19 protein-coding genes are annotated in these 20,037 nt (G+C 36.1%); 5 read left to right on the top strand and 14 right to left on the bottom strand.

Annotation, left to right across the window (positions count from 1 at the left end; translation table 11 throughout):
- Positions 1-228: 228 nt before the first annotated feature.
- The 10 genes from ACUN24_RS20335 to ACUN24_RS20290 form a co-directional block, all read right to left on the bottom strand.
- Positions 229-873, bottom strand: coding sequence for a hypothetical protein (locus ACUN24_RS20335; RefSeq protein ID WP_445564167.1), 645 nt, complete (start codon positions 871-873; stop codon positions 229-231).
- Between the two features lie 114 nt (positions 874-987).
- Complete coding sequence (locus ACUN24_RS20330; RefSeq protein WP_445564166.1) at positions 988-1,563, bottom strand: hypothetical protein; 576 nt, start codon at positions 1,561-1,563, stop codon at positions 988-990.
- An 858-nt stretch (positions 1,564-2,421) separates the two neighbouring features.
- Positions 2,422-3,018 (bottom strand): VOC family protein, encoded by a 597-nt coding sequence (locus tag ACUN24_RS20325; RefSeq protein ID WP_445564165.1) that lies wholly within the window; start codon positions 3,016-3,018, stop codon positions 2,422-2,424.
- Positions 3,019-3,300: 282 nt separating this feature from the next.
- Entirely contained in the window at positions 3,301-3,822 is a 522-nt protein-coding gene (locus ACUN24_RS20320; RefSeq protein WP_445564164.1) for a hypothetical protein, read from the bottom strand.
- 798 nt (positions 3,823-4,620) lie between these two features.
- The gene (locus tag ACUN24_RS20315) at positions 4,621-7,236 is read right to left on the bottom strand and encodes a DEAD/DEAH box helicase (RefSeq protein ID WP_445564163.1); all 2,616 of its coding nucleotides are present in this window, start codon (positions 7,234-7,236) and stop codon (positions 4,621-4,623) included.
- A gap of 3 nt (positions 7,237-7,239) precedes the next feature.
- Positions 7,240-8,994 carry a site-specific DNA-methyltransferase gene (locus ACUN24_RS20310; RefSeq protein ID WP_445564162.1) on the bottom strand — a complete coding sequence of 585 codons (1,755 nt, stop codon included), beginning with the start codon at positions 8,992-8,994 and terminating at the stop codon, positions 7,240-7,242.
- A gap of 266 nt (positions 8,995-9,260) precedes the next feature.
- Positions 9,261-10,535 (bottom strand): hypothetical protein, encoded by a 1,275-nt coding sequence (locus ACUN24_RS20305; RefSeq protein WP_445564161.1) that lies wholly within the window; start codon positions 10,533-10,535, stop codon positions 9,261-9,263.
- Positions 10,536-10,654: 119 nt separating this feature from the next.
- The gene (locus tag ACUN24_RS20300) at positions 10,655-11,389 is read right to left on the bottom strand and encodes a hypothetical protein (protein ID WP_445564160.1); all 735 of its coding nucleotides are present in this window, start codon (positions 11,387-11,389) and stop codon (positions 10,655-10,657) included.
- Positions 11,390-11,764: 375 nt separating this feature from the next.
- Positions 11,765-12,370 carry a hypothetical protein gene (locus ACUN24_RS20295; RefSeq protein WP_445564159.1) on the bottom strand — a complete coding sequence of 202 codons (606 nt, stop codon included), beginning with the start codon at positions 12,368-12,370 and terminating at the stop codon, positions 11,765-11,767.
- 54 nt (positions 12,371-12,424) lie between these two features.
- Positions 12,425-13,330 carry a DUF4238 domain-containing protein gene (locus tag ACUN24_RS20290; RefSeq protein ID WP_445564158.1) on the bottom strand — a complete coding sequence of 302 codons (906 nt, stop codon included), beginning with the start codon at positions 13,328-13,330 and terminating at the stop codon, positions 12,425-12,427.
- Positions 13,331-13,491: 161 nt separating this feature from the next.
- Here ACUN24_RS20290 and ACUN24_RS20285 point away from each other — a divergent pair, with 161 nt between their 5' ends.
- The 4 genes from ACUN24_RS20285 to ACUN24_RS20270 all read left to right on the top strand — a co-directional run bounded on the left by ACUN24_RS20285 (position 13,492) and on the right by ACUN24_RS20270 (position 15,548).
- Positions 13,492-13,872, top strand: a complete 381-nt coding sequence (locus tag ACUN24_RS20285; protein ID WP_445564157.1) for a single-stranded DNA-binding protein — start codon at positions 13,492-13,494, stop codon at positions 13,870-13,872.
- A 104-nt stretch (positions 13,873-13,976) separates the two neighbouring features.
- Positions 13,977-15,062: a DUF932 domain-containing protein gene (locus ACUN24_RS20280; protein WP_445564156.1), complete on the top strand. Its 1,086-nt coding sequence runs from the start codon at positions 13,977-13,979 to the stop codon at positions 15,060-15,062.
- A 40-nt stretch (positions 15,063-15,102) separates the two neighbouring features.
- Complete coding sequence (locus tag ACUN24_RS20275; RefSeq protein WP_445564155.1) at positions 15,103-15,327, top strand: hypothetical protein; 225 nt, start codon at positions 15,103-15,105, stop codon at positions 15,325-15,327.
- Positions 15,324-15,548, top strand: coding sequence for a hypothetical protein (locus ACUN24_RS20270; protein ID WP_445564154.1), 225 nt, complete (start codon positions 15,324-15,326; stop codon positions 15,546-15,548). The genes ACUN24_RS20275 and ACUN24_RS20270 overlap by 4 nt, the downstream gene beginning before the upstream one ends.
- Positions 15,549-15,771: 223 nt before the next feature.
- Here ACUN24_RS20270 and ACUN24_RS20265 read toward each other — a convergent pair whose 3' ends face one another.
- The 4 genes from ACUN24_RS20265 to ACUN24_RS20250 all read right to left on the bottom strand — a co-directional run bounded on the left by ACUN24_RS20265 (position 15,772) and on the right by ACUN24_RS20250 (position 18,818).
- Positions 15,772-16,338, bottom strand: a complete 567-nt coding sequence (locus tag ACUN24_RS20265; RefSeq protein ID WP_445564153.1) for a hypothetical protein — start codon at positions 16,336-16,338, stop codon at positions 15,772-15,774.
- Positions 16,339-16,374: 36 nt separating this feature from the next.
- Positions 16,375-17,211 carry a sensor histidine kinase gene (locus tag ACUN24_RS20260; protein ID WP_445564152.1) on the bottom strand — a complete coding sequence of 279 codons (837 nt, stop codon included), beginning with the start codon at positions 17,209-17,211 and terminating at the stop codon, positions 16,375-16,377.
- Positions 17,212-17,716: 505 nt separating this feature from the next.
- Positions 17,717-18,445 (bottom strand): LytR/AlgR family response regulator transcription factor, encoded by a 729-nt coding sequence (locus tag ACUN24_RS20255; protein WP_445564151.1) that lies wholly within the window; start codon positions 18,443-18,445, stop codon positions 17,717-17,719.
- 100 nt (positions 18,446-18,545) lie between these two features.
- Positions 18,546-18,818, bottom strand: a complete 273-nt coding sequence (locus ACUN24_RS20250) for a helix-turn-helix domain-containing protein (protein ID WP_445564150.1) — start codon at positions 18,816-18,818, stop codon at positions 18,546-18,548.
- 642 nt (positions 18,819-19,460) lie between these two features.
- Between ACUN24_RS20250 and ACUN24_RS20245 the strand changes: the two genes are divergently transcribed.
- Positions 19,461-20,036: a TlpA family protein disulfide reductase gene (locus ACUN24_RS20245; protein ID WP_445564149.1), complete on the top strand. Its 576-nt coding sequence runs from the start codon at positions 19,461-19,463 to the stop codon at positions 20,034-20,036.
- The last annotated feature ends 1 nt before the right edge of the window (position 20,037 follow it).

The following is a 20,037-nucleotide window of genomic DNA, read 5'->3' as shown; positions in this document are numbered from 1 at the left end:
AATGGGAGGAAACTATCTTTTACTGCGATAGTTTGTTATCTCCTCGCCCTATCATTATCTTAGTAAAATGAATTACTATCTTAAATCTGTTATTTGGATTCTGCTACTTATAGGTTTAGCGCTTGCAGGTATCACCAAGCTGTGGGAATTTTGGTAACCAAATCTTCGTTTTGTGAGATGAATGTTAATATTTATTGAAATTAACTACGCGTAAAATTGTGATTAGTCTTATTTGCCTCCAATCCAAATAGTTCCCTGTGGAAATGCATTAAAGGTTCTTTCAATACCATTTTCTATTAGCGTAAATGTACGGTGAGGTTTTTTAAGTTTTTTAGCAAGCCACTTTTTCGTTTCAATGTAATCCTTTAGGTTACGATAGTCTTCGGGCTCAGCTAAGTGATCATCTTCTAAAGTCATTTCATGTTCAAAAGATTTCCATTGGTATTGCTTTATTCTTTCTTCTAATTCACCATAACTTTTAAATCCAAATGCCTTCGGAGGATTTGATTGGTGGAAAGTATTATCATAAAAGTGCAGCTTCTCATCAATTGCACAAACTACCTGTGATTTGGAAATATGAGTTTCAAATAACCAGATTTTTAGGTAATAATTTTTAGCTAAGGAATCTAGTTCGGTTTTCCAGGATTCATAGATATCGAGTAATCCTGCGATAATTTTTCTTCTGTTTTTTCTCCTGGGCTCGGGAATTGTGCTGTTGATAATGGAGATATCGCACCAAGGGTGCACCAGAACTTCACAATAATCACTATGGTTTTTAAAGAAGTAGCTTTTATTGTAAATCAAATTGGCGTGTATCCAATCTTCAATATTCTTTGACCTTCTTTTCTGACCTCTAATTTTCTGGATTTTCATTAAGTTGAGACTTTGATTGCGTTATAGTTCGTTTTATGAGACGGTTTAGATCAGTGTTCGCTTGTAAATGTTTAATAACAAATTAGGACTAATTTGAAGCCGCAAAAAATAATTCTAATGATTCTTTTGAATAATCAGAGCATCAGCTGGATCAATGAGGGAATCAGTTACGGATTCTTCCATCCTTTTCATTGAATCAGTATTATCAATAAAAAGAACTTCTAATTGATCATTATCTACTTCGTAAAAAACAAAATCCTTAATTTTGCCCTTCCAAAAATAGCTGCCATCATCGTACAAATCTTTCCCACGTGGTCCGTAGTTTTTTAAACAGTATGAAATCAGTTTTTGCATTTGTGATTTATGTACATACATGGTTATACTAAACAATTTATTTCTGTAGAAATCTAAGCTGGTTGAATCTATTTTTATACCGTAATAGATCACTGGAATCTTTGAAATATATTGTTTGGAGGGTTCTCCGGTACGGTGTGTAGGCTTAAAATTTTTATATAACTTTATTGAAGTTCCAAAAATAAACCCTCCAAACCCCTTTGATCGATCGAGGTTGGACCGGCCTTGCTTACTATCCACAACCAACTTTTCACTACCTTTTGCTTTATTTTGTCCATAAGATATCTGCGAAGAAAGACTCAATAATGTCATGCTAAAAAAAAATAGATTTTTCATTGTACGTTTTTTAGTTAAATATAAAAATACAGAGATCAAAAATTATTATCTACCTAGGAAATGGGTAGATGTATGGGCTTTCACCAAAAATAATTATTTGAACTTAAAGTCTTGTCTTTTTTCTTCATTTTTGAAATTAAAGTCTAGGAAAACTAATTATTTCTAAAGATCTAAAGAATCGTATGACTTTAAGAATAAGTGCGATGAAACCAGTAGCAGAACCAATTACAAACAACCAGAATTCAAAAGGCTTCGTTTTATGAGAATAAATATTTATAATTAAGTCATCTTTTCTTTCGAAATTTACTGTGTTCTGTAAATTAGAAATGAAACATCAACTATCACGAAATGTAACATTATTGAACGGTGACTGATTTTGTTGGATCTATAGGTTGCATTTATTTTTTTAAACGTTTTATCATGGATAAGAAATATGAAAAGGGTTCATCTAAGGATTCGCTCAAATCTTTCTTAAATCTATTTTGTCAAAGTAATTTGCCATGTATGTTTATGGTAAACTCCTACCATTAAATGGTGGAATATTGATATTCCACCAAGGAAATTACTTAGCTCATTGGGTGTCTTCAGCTTTAAGTAAAGGAAAATTAAATTAGCAAAGTGTCTTTCGTTCAATATTCTTCAGGTAGATACTTCTGACATTACCAATTTCTAAGCAACGAGGCATTTCAGGAATTAATGAATAGCAGGTTTTAAAATAAAATGCCTAGTCTTAAAGCATTCTATTGAAATTTTAGCTCGAAATCTCTCCAATAATTATAATATTTAGGCCGCAAGATGGCTGAAGATTTCTAACCAAAAAGCGTTCGATTTCAAATTTCTAAGTTTGCGAAATTAATATCAACTCCAGTTTAGGAGTTCTATTATATTCCCGTCCGGGTCTGAGATGTAAATAAACCTAAATACACCGATATTATCAAAATGATGTTCGCTTAGCTCTCCAATTTTCGATGCTCCATTCTTTAATGCTATTGCTAAAACCGCCGCAATATCCTCTACCTTAAATGCGATATGTCCAAATCCTTTTTGATTAGCTAAGTGTCTTTCAGCATTAATCATTTCTGAATACTGATAGATCTCTAATGTCGGTCCATTATCCCCATAGCCAGGTAGCCGTAATTGTACCCCTTGTAAATTCGCATTAAAGACGCCGGTGCCTTTTTCAAGCCACTCCCCTTGATAGTTTCGTATAGGTGGAACCGCTATGCAATTAAACACGATTTCATAGAAACGTGCAAGTTCCTTCCAATCCTTTGTTATAATGTTGGTATGCGCATACTTTATGTTCATGATGTAAATTTTGACTTGATTGTATGTAAAGGTATTAAAGGTAAGATTTTTTGCAATTTGTCCTTCTCTGGCGTGATAAAATTTTTTGTTCTTTAAGCCGTTTAAAAGTATTGTTTTGCCTTCAAATTTCCTGCAATAAACCAACAAGAAATATCAAGTTTATTGCCTGTTGTGTTCTCCTGAAATTGCCATTTACAATAAACTATTCTATATTACCATTAAAAGATGCTAAATGTAGATTATATTTTTTCCTAATTATAATATTCGTTTTTTGAGATTAAGCTTTATCGTAGCTAACGTTTCAAAGGCTTGCCGAAGGCGGAAATTTTAGCACAAAATTCAATAGAATACTGATGTTGAACTTTTGCACAAATGTTCAACCGAAGCACTTCAGCCCAGCTTTTGGCAAACCCTTGTTAGCGGTAGTTTTTAGTCAAGTTTAATATTATTTTCTTGTTCAAAATAGATCACTTTGTTCATAGCTTTAGTTGCTGTTTCCTCATTTGAAGATTTTGCAATATCAATTATTTCTTTAAGCAATTTATAATAGTTTCCACCTATAGCCATTTGGTCGTAAGCAAACTTCGTTGCATACAAATATCTGTCAATCCAATCTTCTGCAAACTGGTCTGTAATATCCTCGTTATATTTTTTCACCTTAGTTCGATAATCGTAGTTACCAATAAATTCAATTACATTTTCAGTAATTGTGTCTATTGATATTGTTTCGTCTAAAAAGTATTCTTTAATTTTCAAGCATTCGTTGTTTGCATCGTCCGGGTTTTCCATCCATAAAATTAATGACACATTGATGTAGTCATATTGATTTTCTATAGTGTTTCTTAAATTATACTTATCTGCCTGTCTAAAGAAGAGTAAAATGTTTTGTCCACCAATTACATTCGCTGATTTTAGGTAAAATAATTTATTAGAATTATTTAGAATTTTCATTTCTTTTTCGGTTTCAATACTAATTAGTTGTCTTTATTGTATCGTTTTTTGAGATTAAATTTTAAACTTATTGATCTATATATTTCAATAATTGCATTACTGAAAAGTCTATTCTCATAACATATTCGGCCTCACGACTACATTGCCTTAAAAACCGATCTGAGAATCCCCAGCCACCTTTCTCTTCAGCTTTTCGTAATACTTCACTAAGGGGATAAAAAGTATTTCTATAATTGCCTTCTCTGTTTTTAGGCCGAGTTGGTTGCAAACAATCTTTCGTATCGCAAATTATTCAATAACCTCTACCTTCGCCAAATCTTTGGGCAGAATATGCTGAATTTGTGAAACTCCCAATGTATTCTAGTTTGGATTTTCGGGGTACACTTCTAATAAGTATAGGTTTAGTTTTTGGATAAAAATTATTCAAAACTATTTCCCAAACGTCGTAATAAGCCTTGAATTTTTCGCTACGATCAGTACCTATCCAATTAACAATAAAGATCGTTGTTTCTTAAAGGGGAGTACAATCCTTATCAATAATGTCAATCAAATTTTGAGCAATCTCCTTTTTATGTGTATCTGTTAGCCTATAATATTCCTTCTTATCCTTCGTTTTTTGAGATTAATACTAATTATTCGATATTATCTTGTATCGGCTTGGTGATTTATGCCATAATATAGTTATTCAAACTTTTTATACTAGTTTTTAAATGGGATTTCAACAAATTCATTAAATACCTTAAGTTGGCTCTTGATCGAATTTATAATATTTACTGAATTAACATCATTGCCAAGTTCTTAAATGTTTTTAATAATGTTCAAAAAGTCTTCTAATTTATATGCTCCGTCAACTGTCCGCCTTTCGTAAACCATGAAGTAGCGATAATTATTTCCTGCTTTACCTGCCCAAAGTCCGCCAAGTCTTATTTTTTGTTCTGCGTCCAAGTGGTCGCCTTTTGTTTCAAGTAAAATTGTCTTTCCACTTTTTGTCTGAATGATGAAGTCGGGATAATGATTTACAAAACCGTTAATTCTAAAACCTTTGCGTTCTATGTTCCTTGTCCAAAAAGCAATGTTTGTCATGTTACCAATTTCATTGATTACACGTTCTTCATAACCGTTCATGCTTCCTTCTTTTTCGTAAAGCGATTTTGTGATATCTTTCGCTGTGTCGCCTGGTGAAATGCTTTTTGCTAAGGTGAAAGATGGCTTAATAAACACTTTGTCAGTGTCTAAAAAGTCTTTGAATTTCTTCTCTGCAAACTGCTCTGAGAGTGCAATAATCTTAAACTTGATTTTGTCTTTGTAAGTATATTCGTTGGTTGCTAAATCTCCAAACTGCTCGTCTTTGAAATCTTCTAAAATTCTGTTGATGTATTTTTCAATTTCTTTGTCGGGAATTGGAAACATATTGCCAATTAAATCCATCAATCGTTTTGTAAAGTTCTTTACTCTGCTGTCTTTTCGTGATGGGTCAAGAATGTAAGCCATTATACTTTCTTTCACGTCTCCGTCAAGCCTTACAAATGTTGGTGTATGTTCCTTTTTAGTTTCGTCTAAGTCAACTTTGTAGAGTTCTGCTGTAATGCTGTCAAAAGCAATGTTGGTGTCGGCTTTGCTTAATGCAAAACCTTCTAAAAGATATTCCTTTTCTAAAGGCAATTCTTCTTCTTTCTTTCCGAATAAGTCGTTAGCAGGAACTTTCAAATAAAACTGGGGTAAATAAATTTGTCCCGCCTGTTCTTGGAATATGTCTTTAATGCTATATGTTTTCACAAGCTTTTGTATTTCGTTTGGTAAAGCCGTCACGTTGTTGGCTTCCATTTTGAATACTGTTTTTTCAAAGGCTTCATTTTGTTCTATTGCTGATTTTTCAATTTCTGAAACTGTTGAATTTGGCAATTCAGTTTCCGAAGGAAATGAAATTCGTGATATATCAATGTCGGAAGTAATATCTTCTCTTGTTCCCTCGCTTTTTAGAAATACAGTAAGTTGTTGCAAAGGGTATTGTTTCTTTGCTTCTTCTAACATTCCAGGGTCAGCAAGTTTATAATCTTTGTCGCTGAAACCTGCTTTGTTCAAACCTTTCACAATATTGTCTAATGTGTCAAGAAATTTTGATGATGCCGTTAAAACATAACTCAAATTTAGTAACGGAAAGTTGTGTTTCATTACATAAGGCTGGCGTAAAACTCTGCCCAAAATTTGTTCAACATCTACTGCCGAACTTTTGTCTGCCAATGATGCTAAGATGTATGCAAACGGACAATCCCAACCTTCTTTTAATGCGTTTATGGTAATGATGTAGCGGACTTCACATTCTTTGCTCATCAAGTCAATTCCTTTTATTTCATTTATGTTTGCCGTTTTAATTTTAATTTGTTCGGCAGGAATTTTTAACTCAATGAGTTTTTCTTTCAGTTTCTGAACATTTGATTTTTCTTCTTCTTCGTTCAAAAAGTCTTTGCCGTTTTTGGGTTGTGCCTGGAACAAAACAATTGGACGAATGTATTTACCGCCTTTCTTTTCTTCTTCGATGGCTTGCAGTTCCAAACGTTTTTGAAGTTGCAAACTGGAATTGATTACTTCGGTTTTGTCTTGATGGTTGTAAACAATAACAGGCAGTTTCACCATATTTTCCTTTTTCAACTCCAAAGCATCAATGAAACTAATGATGTTGCTGTTCTTTCTTGGAGTAGCTGTAAGGTCAAGTATAAAACAAGGATTAAATTCTTTGAGCATATCCACACTTAATTCGGTTTCTGCGTTGTGGCTTTCGTCCACAACTACCATAGGATTTAAGTATCGCATTACTTTCATCAAAGAAATTTCTTCATCTTTGCCTAATAGCGTTTCAAAAGATTGCAATGAACCGTTTTGCTCAAATACTTTTCTCCCTTCTTTGTTGGCTGTTCTAATACTATCAAAACTCAAAACAAATATGTTCAACTGTTCTTTAACCGAAGTTGCGTTAAATCCGCTTCCCTGCAATAAGGCTGCTTTGTCGAATACTTCAACTTTGTTACCGAAATGAGAATTTATTTTTCTTCGGTAAGGATGGTTTGTGTTTTTAAGATTTTTAATTGTTTGGTCTAAAATTATAATGGACGGAACTAACCAAACCACCGCTTTGGGTTTGTCGTAAGTAAAGGCATCAAAAATGGTTTTGATTGCGTTGCAAGCAATAAACGTTTTCCCGCCTGCCGTTGGAACTTTAATACAAATATGTGGCACTCTTGCCACATTATTTTTGTATGATTCTATTGCTGTGCCAGCAAACGGCAACAATGGTGTTTTAGGGTGCTTTGCCCAAAAATTATAAAAAGCGTCTTTCACGTCTCTGGTTTCCTGAATGTTTTCCAAAAACAATGAAAGGTCGTTTATTACTTGTTGTTGATATGGTTTTAATTCCATTGCTTAGAATCTTGTTATGTCTCTTGGTATTTTTTTGAAAATGATGTGATGCTTTATAATGAAATCTTTTGTAAGCAAACAGTTGTCGGCATAAATTACATACTGCTCAGCTTTCGTTTTCATAGTGGCTAAAAAGGCATGGTCTAAGGTTGTTACTTCTTCTTGCTCGTAGTTGAAGTAATACGCTGTGTCATTGTTCTTGCCCAAGAAATGTTTATTGTCTTTATGTTTAGTTTCAGTTAATGGCGTTTTGGTTTCAGTGTAGAAAACGTATTGGCGAATTTTCTCAACACCTACCAATTCATTCAAATTACCTTCTTCAAAAAACATGGGTTGTCCTAATTCGTAAAAATCAAAACTCCCGCCTGTTCCTTCTTGTTCTGAAAAACCATTAATCACCATCTTAACCCTTTCTGCTGTTACTGTTTGTGCGTAATCTTCCATCTCTACCAAAATATACTTTCGGTTGCCACCGTCTTCTGTATTTAAATCTAAGGTTGCATGAGCAGTTGAAGCAGAACCGGCAAAAGAATCAAGTATTATATCATCCTGTGAAGTCATTGCTCTTAATATTTCAGTTATTAATGGCAATGGTTTGGGGTAATTGAATATTTTTTTTGAAAAAATATCATTAAGTAATGTCGTTCCCTTTACAGAATAGAATTCCTTTTCCAACCAAATAGTAGGAATATCGCTTCCAACTGTTTTATTCTCTCCAAAAGTTAAAGTTGGAGAATTTGCATCTTTGCCATTTACTTTTAAAATTCCCTTTTCAATTTTTTTAATAACGCCTTCAGGTAAATACTGAACACTATACCTGTTCAAACTACCCTTTTGACGATTTGGACTTATTTTTATATAACCCTTTTGCCAGTCACTTAAGAATCTAGTAGGTGATAGTCGCCATACACACGGCTTTCCTTTACTAGTTATAGGCCAAACAGCAACAGTACCTTCAGGTGCTTCTAGAAAATCATAATCGAATTCAGAAAGCTCACCTTGATATTTGCCACTTTTTATTCTCTCCTGTAATGATTCACCAACACTTTCTAAATTCGATGTTTCAATATTTACAAAAATTGGATAGGTTTGATTAGGTCTTTGTGTCTTATCAAATGTAGCAAGGGTTAATCCTTCAAATGGTGTTCGTTCTTTACCACCTGTGAAATTCATTGGATTTGCTTCAAAGTCATTCGGCACTATAAATATTAAAAATTCATGTTGATAATTGAAAGACCCTGATGGCTTACCCCCTGAGGTTTGAATTGTTACACAAGCAATCTGTTTTGAAGCAAATAACTCCTTTAAGACTGGCATTAAATTAAAAACTTCCTGATAACCAATACTAATAACAAGTGAACCTTCTTCAGCAAGTAGTTTTTGTAATAGTTTGAGCCTAGGATACATCATGCAAAGCCACTTGTCATGTCTTGTTAAGTCTTCCGCTTCTTTGCCTACGACTTGCCCTAACCATTTTTTGATTTTTGGTTCGTTTACATTATCGTTATACACCCAGCTTTCGTTTCCCGTGTTGTATGGAGGGTCAATGTAAATGCACTTTATTTTTCCTTCGTATTCTGGCAGTAAGGCTTTTAGTGCTTCAAGGTTGTCGCCATGTATTATTTTATTTCCGCTTTTAGTTTCTTCTTCGGTTTGTGTTCCATTGTCAAAACCGTAGGAGTGGTCCAATACTTTAAACGGAACATCCATGTGATGATTGATAACTTTATCTTTTCCTATCCAGTGTAATGTTGGCATCTATATATTTAAATTGTTTGTTATTAGCCGTAAAGATAATTTTTTTAAGTCTGTTTTTGTCCGTGTTTCATTGATACTATTGAGTAGTTCATTTATTTTATGCCCAATGCTTTACGGAGGATTAATAGCTCTAAAGCTGGCGAATAGTTCGTTTATTGAGACAGTTTTTTACTTTGATCTAATTATGTAATGTTAATTTTGAGCTTGATTTGTAAGTTAGAAATTGGTTTTTGATAACGTCGTTTTTTCAAAGAACCCACGCTTTTTTACTGTTTTAACAATGAAGGAGGCGAATAATCTCTTAATGTGACCATTGACAAGTGTTGGTCATTTCGGATAGTATCAAGCGCCTTTTCAAAGTCTAAATTTTTATTAATAATTACTCTGTTTTTTTCCAATTTAAAAAACCTTAAACTTTGTTCTGTTATATCATATTCAATATGATATACTTCATTCAGATTACAATTTTTAGCGATTATGAGCTGGCAGGGTTCGATAGCAAAAAGTTTTACATCGAATAGTAGATAACCTTGCATACTGTATATAAAAATACTATGGCAGTTCTTTTTTTGGCCTGTCATTATGGGAAATCCTGAAATGCTATTCGCTGTTTTTACATAACCCACCCATCCAGGCGGTGTCAGTCGATTGACTAGATATCCTTTCCCATCAATGAAAGGGATGATAATTTTATCAAGCCTAGCTTTGTGTATTCCTTTTTTAAAATCGTCGAAACGGCGGTGTTGGCTAAATTCTTGCCCGATTATCTGGCTTAGAAATTCAAAACCAATTTTAGCACATAATATAAAGTACCGTTGAAGTGACCAACTATATTGTATTGTCAGTTTATCGAGTATATTTGGATTAATGTGTGCCAATTGGAAGTCACTTGAGTTCTCATCTTCTGCACTTACTTTACTCACTAACCGCGCTTTGTCTTCGAGTGTACGAGTCGTTAAGATCAGTTTGTCTTTGTAAATTATAATCCGAGGACTAAAATTCTCCGGAAGCTTATGGTCCAAATACTCAGTAAATTCTCCATTAATTAGTTTCTCTCTAATCGATAGGTTAATTTTAAAGACGTCGTTAACTTGTTTGCTTCCGCTTTGATCATAGTGGAGCGTTAGTAGCCTATTTTCTGCGTTAAGCAGAATTTGAGTAGCGAGTATGTCTTTCACCTTATCATGATGAACAATGATCCATTCCTTTATCTGATCGCTCCAAAGGAAGTTCGGTACATACTTTAAATTACTTAATATATTGTTTGCTGGTCGATTTAATTGATTAGCCCATGTACCTAAAGGAGAATATTTATAAAACCAGTCTTCTATCTTATTCCCGAAATAACTATTGCACTCTGTACATACTGAACGTTTAAGAACATTTGAAGGGTGATTTTTCCTTATGATTTTTTTAGATAAAATGTGCGCGGTATTGAATTTTTGTGCTTTGTTACACCAAATGCATCTACCATTTCCTGGATCCTCCTTTATAAAAATTTCCTCAAACCCGATAATGTATGTACTTTTTGGTTCTTCCAATTGTTTGTTTTTAAGAGAGGTTGCAATAAGTAATTTACTTGAATTTAAATTAATGGAAAAATAACGGGGAAAGAAATATTCTTTTTTTGAGACTAAGATCCAAAAATTAGTTTTAGGTATTATAACATTTTAAACTGCTGTATTAGGTCATCAATAATTTTCCCCTCCCTGGTACTAATTTTTTCCATTTGCCCGTGGGAAACAAGGTTTCTCAATTTGGTTACTTTACTTAATCTACTGAACTCTGTAGGTTTAATAATTCCTAGTTGACTGAGTTGTCTGATTACCGTTGAAAACGGCAAAAATTTTGGAGATACGGATAAGGAATGATTAGCCCCACCTTTTTTTTCTAGAAGACTTCTGGTAATCTGTTCGAGTTCGATAAACTTTTCGAGGAATTTGCCTATTGAAAGGTTTTGTGTAGACGATCCTGTTACATCGCTGCTGGTTTCTTCTTTAATAAGTTTATCAGCGGTTTTTTCAACCTTTTTTGGATTAACCATATCTATTACTAGTGTCACGGCGCGGAAAATTGTATATCCGTTAAGTAAGGCTACAATGAAGGCAAAAATATAAATAAAGTTACCAGTATCAAATCCATTAACAAATACTATCAGCAGACTAGAAATGATGGAAAGACCAGTCAACCATAGTAAGCTACATAGTTTTTCAAAATGCTGAGATTTAATCTCAGCATAGATTTCAAGCAATGTTTCATCTCTCTCCACTTCCCTGTCCATCCGGTCGTGGCTAAAGAAAAATCCTGCAGATATAAAACCGATAAAAGCTGCAACAGCTTGAGCCGAAGAACTGAAAACCCAGTATATATTATCAGCTGCTTTATATATTTCCATATCTGTATTCTTCCAGTTTTTGCTTCAAAGATGTGTATTATATTTCCATAATATAGATAATAAAACAATAACTGATTAGCTTTCTATATTATTGATTCTTAAAATGATGTCCATAGGAAAAATATAAGAAATAATTATAGTCTTATTTATTTAATCAGTTTTTGGATTTAAAAAACGGTTTTAATGATCTTGTCTACGCCGGAAATCAGGTCTTCCCCATCCTGTTGCGAAGGTTCTTTCTCCTTGTTATGGCTACAGAGATTACGAATATCACCTAGATGCTAGATAAAACGCCATTGAGCGGTATCGATGACATTATTGTTCTTTAGTGTTTCGTTCAGTTCGTTGATCGCAGGATTCTTTTTTAAAGTCAGGTTATGGGCATCTGCTATCTGGGCCAAGTGCTTTTCCAGCACTACCCCGGCCAGTGCTCCAGCCGCACGAGCAAATTTTATGTTTAAGCAGTTCTTTGGCCGATTGCAGCTCTGTGTCGAAAAGGTCGGCCTGCACCAACTGTTTGATATCAAAAAGAGTGCTTTCGAAACGGGCCTCAAGGGATTGTAGGATATTGATTTGCTGACGGAATTGCGTAATTGCGGCATCTGGCCCTACTATTTTTATTTTTTCATATCCGTGTGTAACGGTCATGCCCTGAAGGTAATCCTCAAGAACATAGTTTCCGTAAGTCAGTTCCTTACGAGTTTTTGGTTTTTCATAGTGCCGGACAAAGTCCGCTAAACGATCAGGTAAAAGCTGTTTAATCAGCTTAACGGACTCAGAATACCATTTCTGGTAACCCGGGCCGAAATCTGGAAGTTTCTTTATGAAAGTTTCTACCTTTTCGTTTGTTTTCAGGGCATTTTTTGCCTGTTTTTTAAATTCTTCGGGAAATACCTCATACTGCATAGCATTAAAGAGACTGCCCCCAAGTTCAATGAGCTTTTGAAAGTCGTTTTTGTATTTGTCGTTATTGGTAGCCAAAATAGGAACGTTTAATTTTAAATAAATATAATAGTTATTTGAGATTTCACAACACTAATCTAACTTAATATCACTTATGATTATATCATTTTCAAGCATTATTTTATTGTGCCATTGTACTCCAATATGATCACAGCTTTCACGCTCAACATACATTTCGTCATTTGAGAACGATACTTCAATAGCTAATTTTGGATTTATCGGATAGTATAGTACAAAATCTAAATAGTTGCCTTTTTCGTCAGTATCCCTAGCAATATTAATTACTGGCTGTTCACTGGTGACAAAACTTTCAGTACTACTATTAACTAAAATTTTAAAGCTGGGTGTTTTTTGGCTCGCTATATCATATGCCATCAAGATTGGTGTCAGCAAAGATTTTGCTTTTCTAAGTGGTTCGGAATCCTTGGATAGTAAATTTGATAATTTACTTTTCATGTTTTGAGTTCTAAAATATTGTAATAGTAGAAAAAGAGAAATTTTTGAGTAGTCAATACTTAGCAAGCTTGCCAATTCCTCGGCACTTGTAATAGCAACCAAATCCTGGCCTAATAATTCAGTTTGGGTATAAAAGGGCTCAAAACCTTCTTTTATAGTTTTCCTGAAGAATCCATTTTTTATTTTAGGAATATCACTATTGGGTAATTTACCAACTCTAAATGCCCTACTAACGATAGTTACAAAATTCAAGAAGATTTCATCTACTTCGCTATCATTAAAATTTAGGTTGGAGATAAACCTTTTTAGCTCTCCTAAATCCAGCTCATTTAAAATCGGAAATTCATACATATAATTTTCTCGAAGAATCTTACTTGTACTACTTGATGTTAGTACATTTCTTTTTATATACTTAACGAAAACTTTATCCTTAACGGATCGATTAAACGCGCTTGCACTCTTTCCAATCGAAACGGATAAAAAGGCCGTGAATTTCGGGCGCTCCTTTCTCTGCGAGCGCATAATGTTCTGGCTGCGCCAGAACACCCTCCGGGACTTATAGCTCTCCGTTCTCTATGCACCCGTTTTTCCGGACTTTCTTTTTTTCCGTTTTTTCTTTTGAAAAGATTTTTTGGGAAAAGGAAAGGAAACAAAAACAATGTAAAACTTAAAATTTTTTGATCATGGAAATTACAGGAAGATTAACAGGAGATGCGACGGTAAAGACGTTGAGCGGAGAACGGAAAGTGGTAAACTTTTCTATTGCTATCAATGACAGTTACCGCAGTGGTGGCGAACAAAAGAAGATTACTACATTTTTTGAGTGTTCATACTGGTTGAACACGGGTATTGCAGGATACCTTAAAAAAGGGGGATGGGTTCAGCTTTACGGCAGGGTGGGTGCCCATGCCTATATCAGTGGTGACGGCGAGGCCAAAGCATCGCTGACCTTTCATACCTCAGAAGTTAAGCTGTTAGGTTCGACGGGAGGTAATGGGAAGGCAGCTGTGCCAACGCGTAGAAATAGAGGCGAAGGGTCGCCAAGAGTGAAGAAACGCAGTTAGGTAATCCTGGCGCCTTTGACGGGGGCATTGCCTTTTAAAAGATCATTATTTGACTAAGGTTAACGCTTTCAATTTAATTAAACTTTAATTTAAAATTTTTCATCATGTCACATCACTTAAATTATAACAGCAGAACAGATAAACACAGTTTTTTTTCGGTAAAGCAAAAAGCATGGCACAGGTTGGGTACCATAGTGGAATCTTATCCCAATTCGGCCGAAGCCTTGAAATTTGCAGGGCTTGATTATACAGTGGAGAAGCGGCCTTTGTTTACCGTGGATTCGCATAATCTTGCAACTTTTAAAAGTCCTGATGGGGAGGAAATGTATGACGGGTTTTTGCCCGATATTTTGGTGCCGAACTATTATTCAACGGTTAGGACGGACACCGAGGAAGTGCTCGGGGTGGTAGGCAAGGATTATAAAGTAGTTCAGAATATAGAGGCATTTTCATTCTTTGATAGCATCGTAGGCGGTAGCGAGGGTATCCTCTACGAGACTGCAGGCGCATTGGGTAAGGGGGAGCGTATTTTTATTACGGCGAAACTGCCCTCTTATATTAAGGTGGGAAAGGATGACCTGATCGAGCAATACTTATTTCTGACCACTTCGCATGATGGTTTTGGGAGCATTACCGCGGCTTTTACCCCTGTGCGTATCGTATGTAACAATACGCTTAATGCTGCATTGAAAAATTCGTCTAATGTTGTTCGTATCCGTCATTCTTCAGGGGCTAAGGACAGGCTTAAACAGGCGCATACCCTGATGGGTATTTCGGGTAGGATCGGGGACGAAATGGAATCCATCTTTAACCATTGGGCAAAGGTGCGCATTACTGATGCCGAACTAAAAAAACTGGTGCAGACGGCAATGGCACCGAACAGGGAGGTTTTGGACAAGCTGCAAAAAGGACTGATCGATGAAACTTCAAGCGTATATAAGAATATTGTGGATGAGGTTTACGGTTACGCCATGAGTGCACCCTCGCAGTTGATCGATACTACCAAAGGCACACTTTTCGGGGCGTATAATGCGGTGACGGGCTACTATCAGAATGCCCGCAAGTTTAAGGACCGCGAAGCCAAATTTAAATCCATCATTGAGGGAACTGCCAAGCAGAGAGGACAGTCAGCCTTTGACCTTTGTTTAGACCTTGGGAAAAATGGCAATGTGGCCTTTCAGTTGAATTAATTCATCGGGAGCGGTTTCCGCTCCCATAAAACTTAAGATCATGAGCAGGTTGGCAGAAAATACAGATTATAGTGCTTTACTAGAAATTGCACAGACTTTGCCACATTTCGATAATTTGTCAGCAATGGGCATGTCGGCAGGTGATGCCGTTCGCATCCGCCATGCAGAGAATATCATTAAAGATGTAATCGGTAACAATGGGTATGAGATTTTATATAGAAATAAGCGCATAGCACTTAGAAAAATAAAGGAGGTAAAACAATGAGAACAAATTTTGGTAAGCATCATTCCTATGGCAGATGTTACGGGTTGGCGTCATGGAAAACCGGTTTTTTTTCTGAACCTTGGCCGTATCTGCTCAAAGCAGATACGGTTATAAGCTTTTTAAAAATTGCCTGGCGGCGGGCTTCGCCCGCCCGTTTTTCGGCATCGGTTTTCCATGGCACATTGCCCGGTCAAAAACCGACTGCCGCTTTTAAGATGTGATTATATTTTCCAGGACATAACCCGCGTTTATAAAGCAAAAAGGGATAATCAAATTAATGATTACCCCAATCTAAATTAACGCTCTCAACTGAAAGTTGATGTAAGGCTCTCACCCCTTACAAAACAAGTATACGAAAAAAAAGATTAAACGGTTTCCGTTTTGGAAATTGCTTTAATTTTGTCCGATTTCAGGATTTCAGATCTACCTTATAGCAGGCCTCTTTTAATGGTTATATATGAAGTCTACTTTCCTTTTTTTATATTCGTAAGCATTGTTTTTGTCCTGCGCCGCAAGCTCATCAAAATAGCGGTTGGCTAACAGCTTGTAGCTTTCGAATAATTTCTTTCTTGAGGCGAACTGTACTTTATTGAACATCCAGGATTCATCGCCCGTGAAACGGAAACAGAGTTCACTGTAAATCTGTGCCCTGAGCTGCTTTGCCCTGAAATCATTCATACCCGTTCTTATTGCTTTTTCTATCAGCTCTTTTGCCCTGGTCATGTTTTCCAGCGTACCTTTGGTGCGCTGGTAAGGCGCTGCCAGCATCTGGTTATAGGCATAATAGATCAATGCCCGGTTAAATAGGCTTACCGTGTCATTTTGGTTCTTTTCGAGGTTTTTATCCAGGCTGTCCGCAACCTTTGCATATTTTTCTTTAGGTGGAACCTGAAGTAGGCCATCCTCAACTGTATATAGACGTCCGAAGACAGATTTGGTCTGGGGGAGTTGAGCCTTAGAATAGAGTGCGGAGCAGATGATCAGTAAAAGTAGTATTGAGTTTTTTTTCATGTGGTATCTATTTGTTGAATTAAATTGGTCATTGGATTAAAATTGATCTTTTGGAAACGGGTGGGCTATCCTGACTGAGATCTCAAGCAAAAAATATCCATCCTCGATTCCATAATGCATCTTTGCAGCATTTCCGTATGCGATCTCCAGCCGCTGGCGGATGTTCTCCAACCCTTTGTGCATGTTAATGGTCTGACGTTTTCTGTCGGACAGGTTACGTGACCTGATATTAAGAAATCCTTTTTCCAGGCTGACTGCTAACTTAGCTGGATGTTGGGGATCGAGAAAGATCCCATGTTTAAAAATGTTTTCTGCAAGGGTAACTAGAACTAGCGGAATAAACTTTATTTTTTCTGTACCATCTCCGGTTTCAAAAGTCAGGCTTAGTTCCTCTTCAAAGCGTGTACTGTGAAGACTGATCAGGCTTTTTACCTGTGCTATTTCTTCTTCCAGTGGAATAGTGGACTCTGTGAATTCACAGTTTATGCTATAACGCATGAGGTCTGATAGGGTCATTACTGCTTCAGCTGCTTTTGGCGAGCTGGCCAGTATATCCTGATAGATAAAGCTGAGCGTATTGAAGAGTAGGTGGGGGTTGATCTGTGCCTTTAGGTAGGAATTTCTTGACTGTTCGAGTTTTGCTTCCATTTCCCTTTTGGAGAGTTCAATCTGGAAACGTGCTTTTTCAGCCTCCTCCCTGGTTTTGACCTCTTTTTGATAAACGAGGAAGAGATAATAAAAGCCTCCAAGCCCCATAAATTGTGCAGCTCTCCACAATGCACCGAGAATATATTTATAACCCATACCGAGTTCTTGGATGCTCTTCCAAGTTTGGTGTTTTATCAACAGATTATCAATCGCATAGTTAATCATCAGATAACATAAAAAAGTTATACCACCTATGATAGGAAGTCTGATCAGCCAATAGAATTTTTTTCTAAAAATAATTGGGTAAGCTATGTGGGAACAGAAATAGAAAAGTATTATATTTACTATATAATGTGTAATATAGTTTTGTACACTTCCGAACACACCAGTGGCAAATCCTATAATGATTATTTCGGATAGGATGAAGATTGTCCAGGCGATCAAATGGATCTTGTGCTTTTTTATACTATACAATGTACTTTTAATTAGGTAATAATTTTACGGAGTTCCATTATTCTATTGACGGTGAAAAAACTGTCTCTATGGGGTTACAACTTTTAATAAATAAAAACTATGGTACAAAATCAAAAAAAGCTGAAGAAAAAAACAGTTTTTATCTTCCGCACGGCAGGAGACCGAAATCTCAAGAGCACTGATCCAACTGTGACCAGCCTCTCCATTAGAGTTACCGGAACGCACTTAGATGTTAACGGTTAAATAGAAAGATGTGTTAAATCCGGCCGGTTAACAAAGTCTTTTCTTCCAAAAATCTTAAAAGTCCGTTTTTGTAGGTGCCTCCCATCTGCACCTGATAGCCATGTCCCAGATTTATCGTATTGCCCACTATCTTCTGGATTTTATCTGCATTGATTACGTGTGAACGGTGTACCCTGTAAAACAGATCTTTGCAGAAAATTTTTTCAACTTCTTTTAATGTCAGGTAGATCAGTTCTTTCTTTTCCGCTGTAACCATACTGACATAGTTTTTTGCACTTTCAAAATAAAGGATATCATGTTTATTGATCCTGGAAAGTTTCCCCTTCCCACCTGTCTTAAAAAATTTAATGTTTTTTCCCTGTCCGTCGGCTTTGGAAAGTTCGTTATCTATTATACCCATGACGGTTTGGGTAAATTTGGCGAGGTTAAGTGGTTTGAGCAGATAATGGTTGGCCCTGACTTCAAAGGCCTCGAGCGATCTGTTATAAGCACTTGTAAAGATAATGGACCTGGCTTTTGGCCTGAGTTCCTTCGCAAGTTCTATTCCTGAAAGATGTGGCATTTCAATGTCCAGGAAGATAATGTCGATGTCGTCTTCAACGGTGATGCCTGACAGGGCTTCGAGCGGATTGTTGAAGGTTTTAAACAGTTCAAGATTAGGCATTGAACCGATGTAGGTTTTGAGTAGCGAAATTGCGTGTTTCTCATCGTCGATGATCACGCATCTTACCTTGTTTTTCATAGGCTGTAGGATGATTTGATGGATACTTTATTTATTTCATTTTTTCTAAATAATTAAAAGGTAAATAATAAGGATATTTTGGTTTTTTAATTGGTATTTATTAATTATCAGAAGAATTCCTACCCATGGTTGAGTAAAAACTGTCTCCATGATCTTGAATTACTTCATTCAGACTAATTTCCAGTCCTTCGCAAATTTCGAGCAAAGTCGACATCATGAAATCTTCTTTAGCGTTTTCGATGTCGCTAATTTTTGAACGGTCAATCTTGTCGCAAAGAACAGCAAGGGATTGTTGTGATAGCCCTCTTGAAATTCGGAAATGGCGAACATTTTTTCCTATAATTTCAAAATACTTTTCATCACGCGCTCTCATTGGGATGAAATTCCAATTAATCTAAAAATATGTTCGTGGCAATATTGCCACAATAAATATTTTTTTGTATCTTTATCGTTGAAGTAGGTATACCTTAATATCAACTCAACATTTTTTTGGTGTTAATTAAAGAGTCTCGACTGCAAATTCTGACAATTGCTATTGGAAGAGACAATAGATTAATGCCCATGACGATATTTTGCGTACTTTCGTACACTCTATAGCGTTATGGGCTCTATTGTATATCGTTCCAAGGTCGTCAGAAGCCTGCAGTCCGGTATTTAGAGCCCAGCTATAGTGCTTTTCATTCCTAGAGACTCGTATAACCAATACGGGTATGAAAAAAAGTAATCCATTTTTCCGAGTGATTGACCAATACTTTAGGTGTGGATTATCTTTCTACGGCCCAGGTATCCTTATTTTTTTATCGTCTCAAATTTCTTTCCTGTGTTCATGCCCGTTCGATCGGATGTATGCACTGAAACCCAAAAATCCTGAATGATGTTGCTTCTGCCTGCAGGTGGCAACGCTTAAATTTAATTATGGATTGGGTATTGGTTCTTAAACCAGCTGTAGGCATTTCTATTTGATCTAAAATTGCTTTTAGATCTGTTTTCCTATTAATCAACTAACTGAACAATTATGAAAAAATCGATAATTTTTATCGGAATGGCTGTGCTATGCCTTTTTTTTAAGGGGTATACGCAAAGCAAAAAACAAGAAATTGATAGTCCTTACGGAAAAATCCCATTGAAGGTAGGGGAAAAGGTTCCGGACTTTCTCTTTCAAAATCTTGTGAATGGCGATCGAAAGCCATTTGTTTTGTCTTCACTGAAAGGTAAGGCTTTGATCCTGGATTTCTGGGGGACCTGGTGCAGTAGCTGCATTAAGGGTTTTCCGAAGATGGAAAAATATCAGGAGAAGTATGGTAAGAATCTGCAGGTGCTGTTGGTCAATGATTCAAATGTTGATTCTGTGGAAAATATCGCTCTGTTTCTGGAAAAGAGGATAGCAGATGGTGAGGAGGTCCACTTGCCGGTAATTTCAGAAAGGACTTTTACGCAGGTCCTTTTTCCCCATAAGCTTTATCCCCATGTGGTGTGGATCGGGGCGGACAGGCGCTTGAAGGCGGTGACCAATGCCAGGGCGGTAACGGATGAAAATATTGCCAGGCTCATCGCCGGTCTGGATCTTGTTATACCTGTTAAGGAATTTTAAG

It is taken from the genome of Pedobacter sp. WC2501, assembly GCF_052682415.1.
Note: the sequence above shows the minus strand (reverse complement) of the source record. Positions and strands in the feature narration are given on the sequence as shown.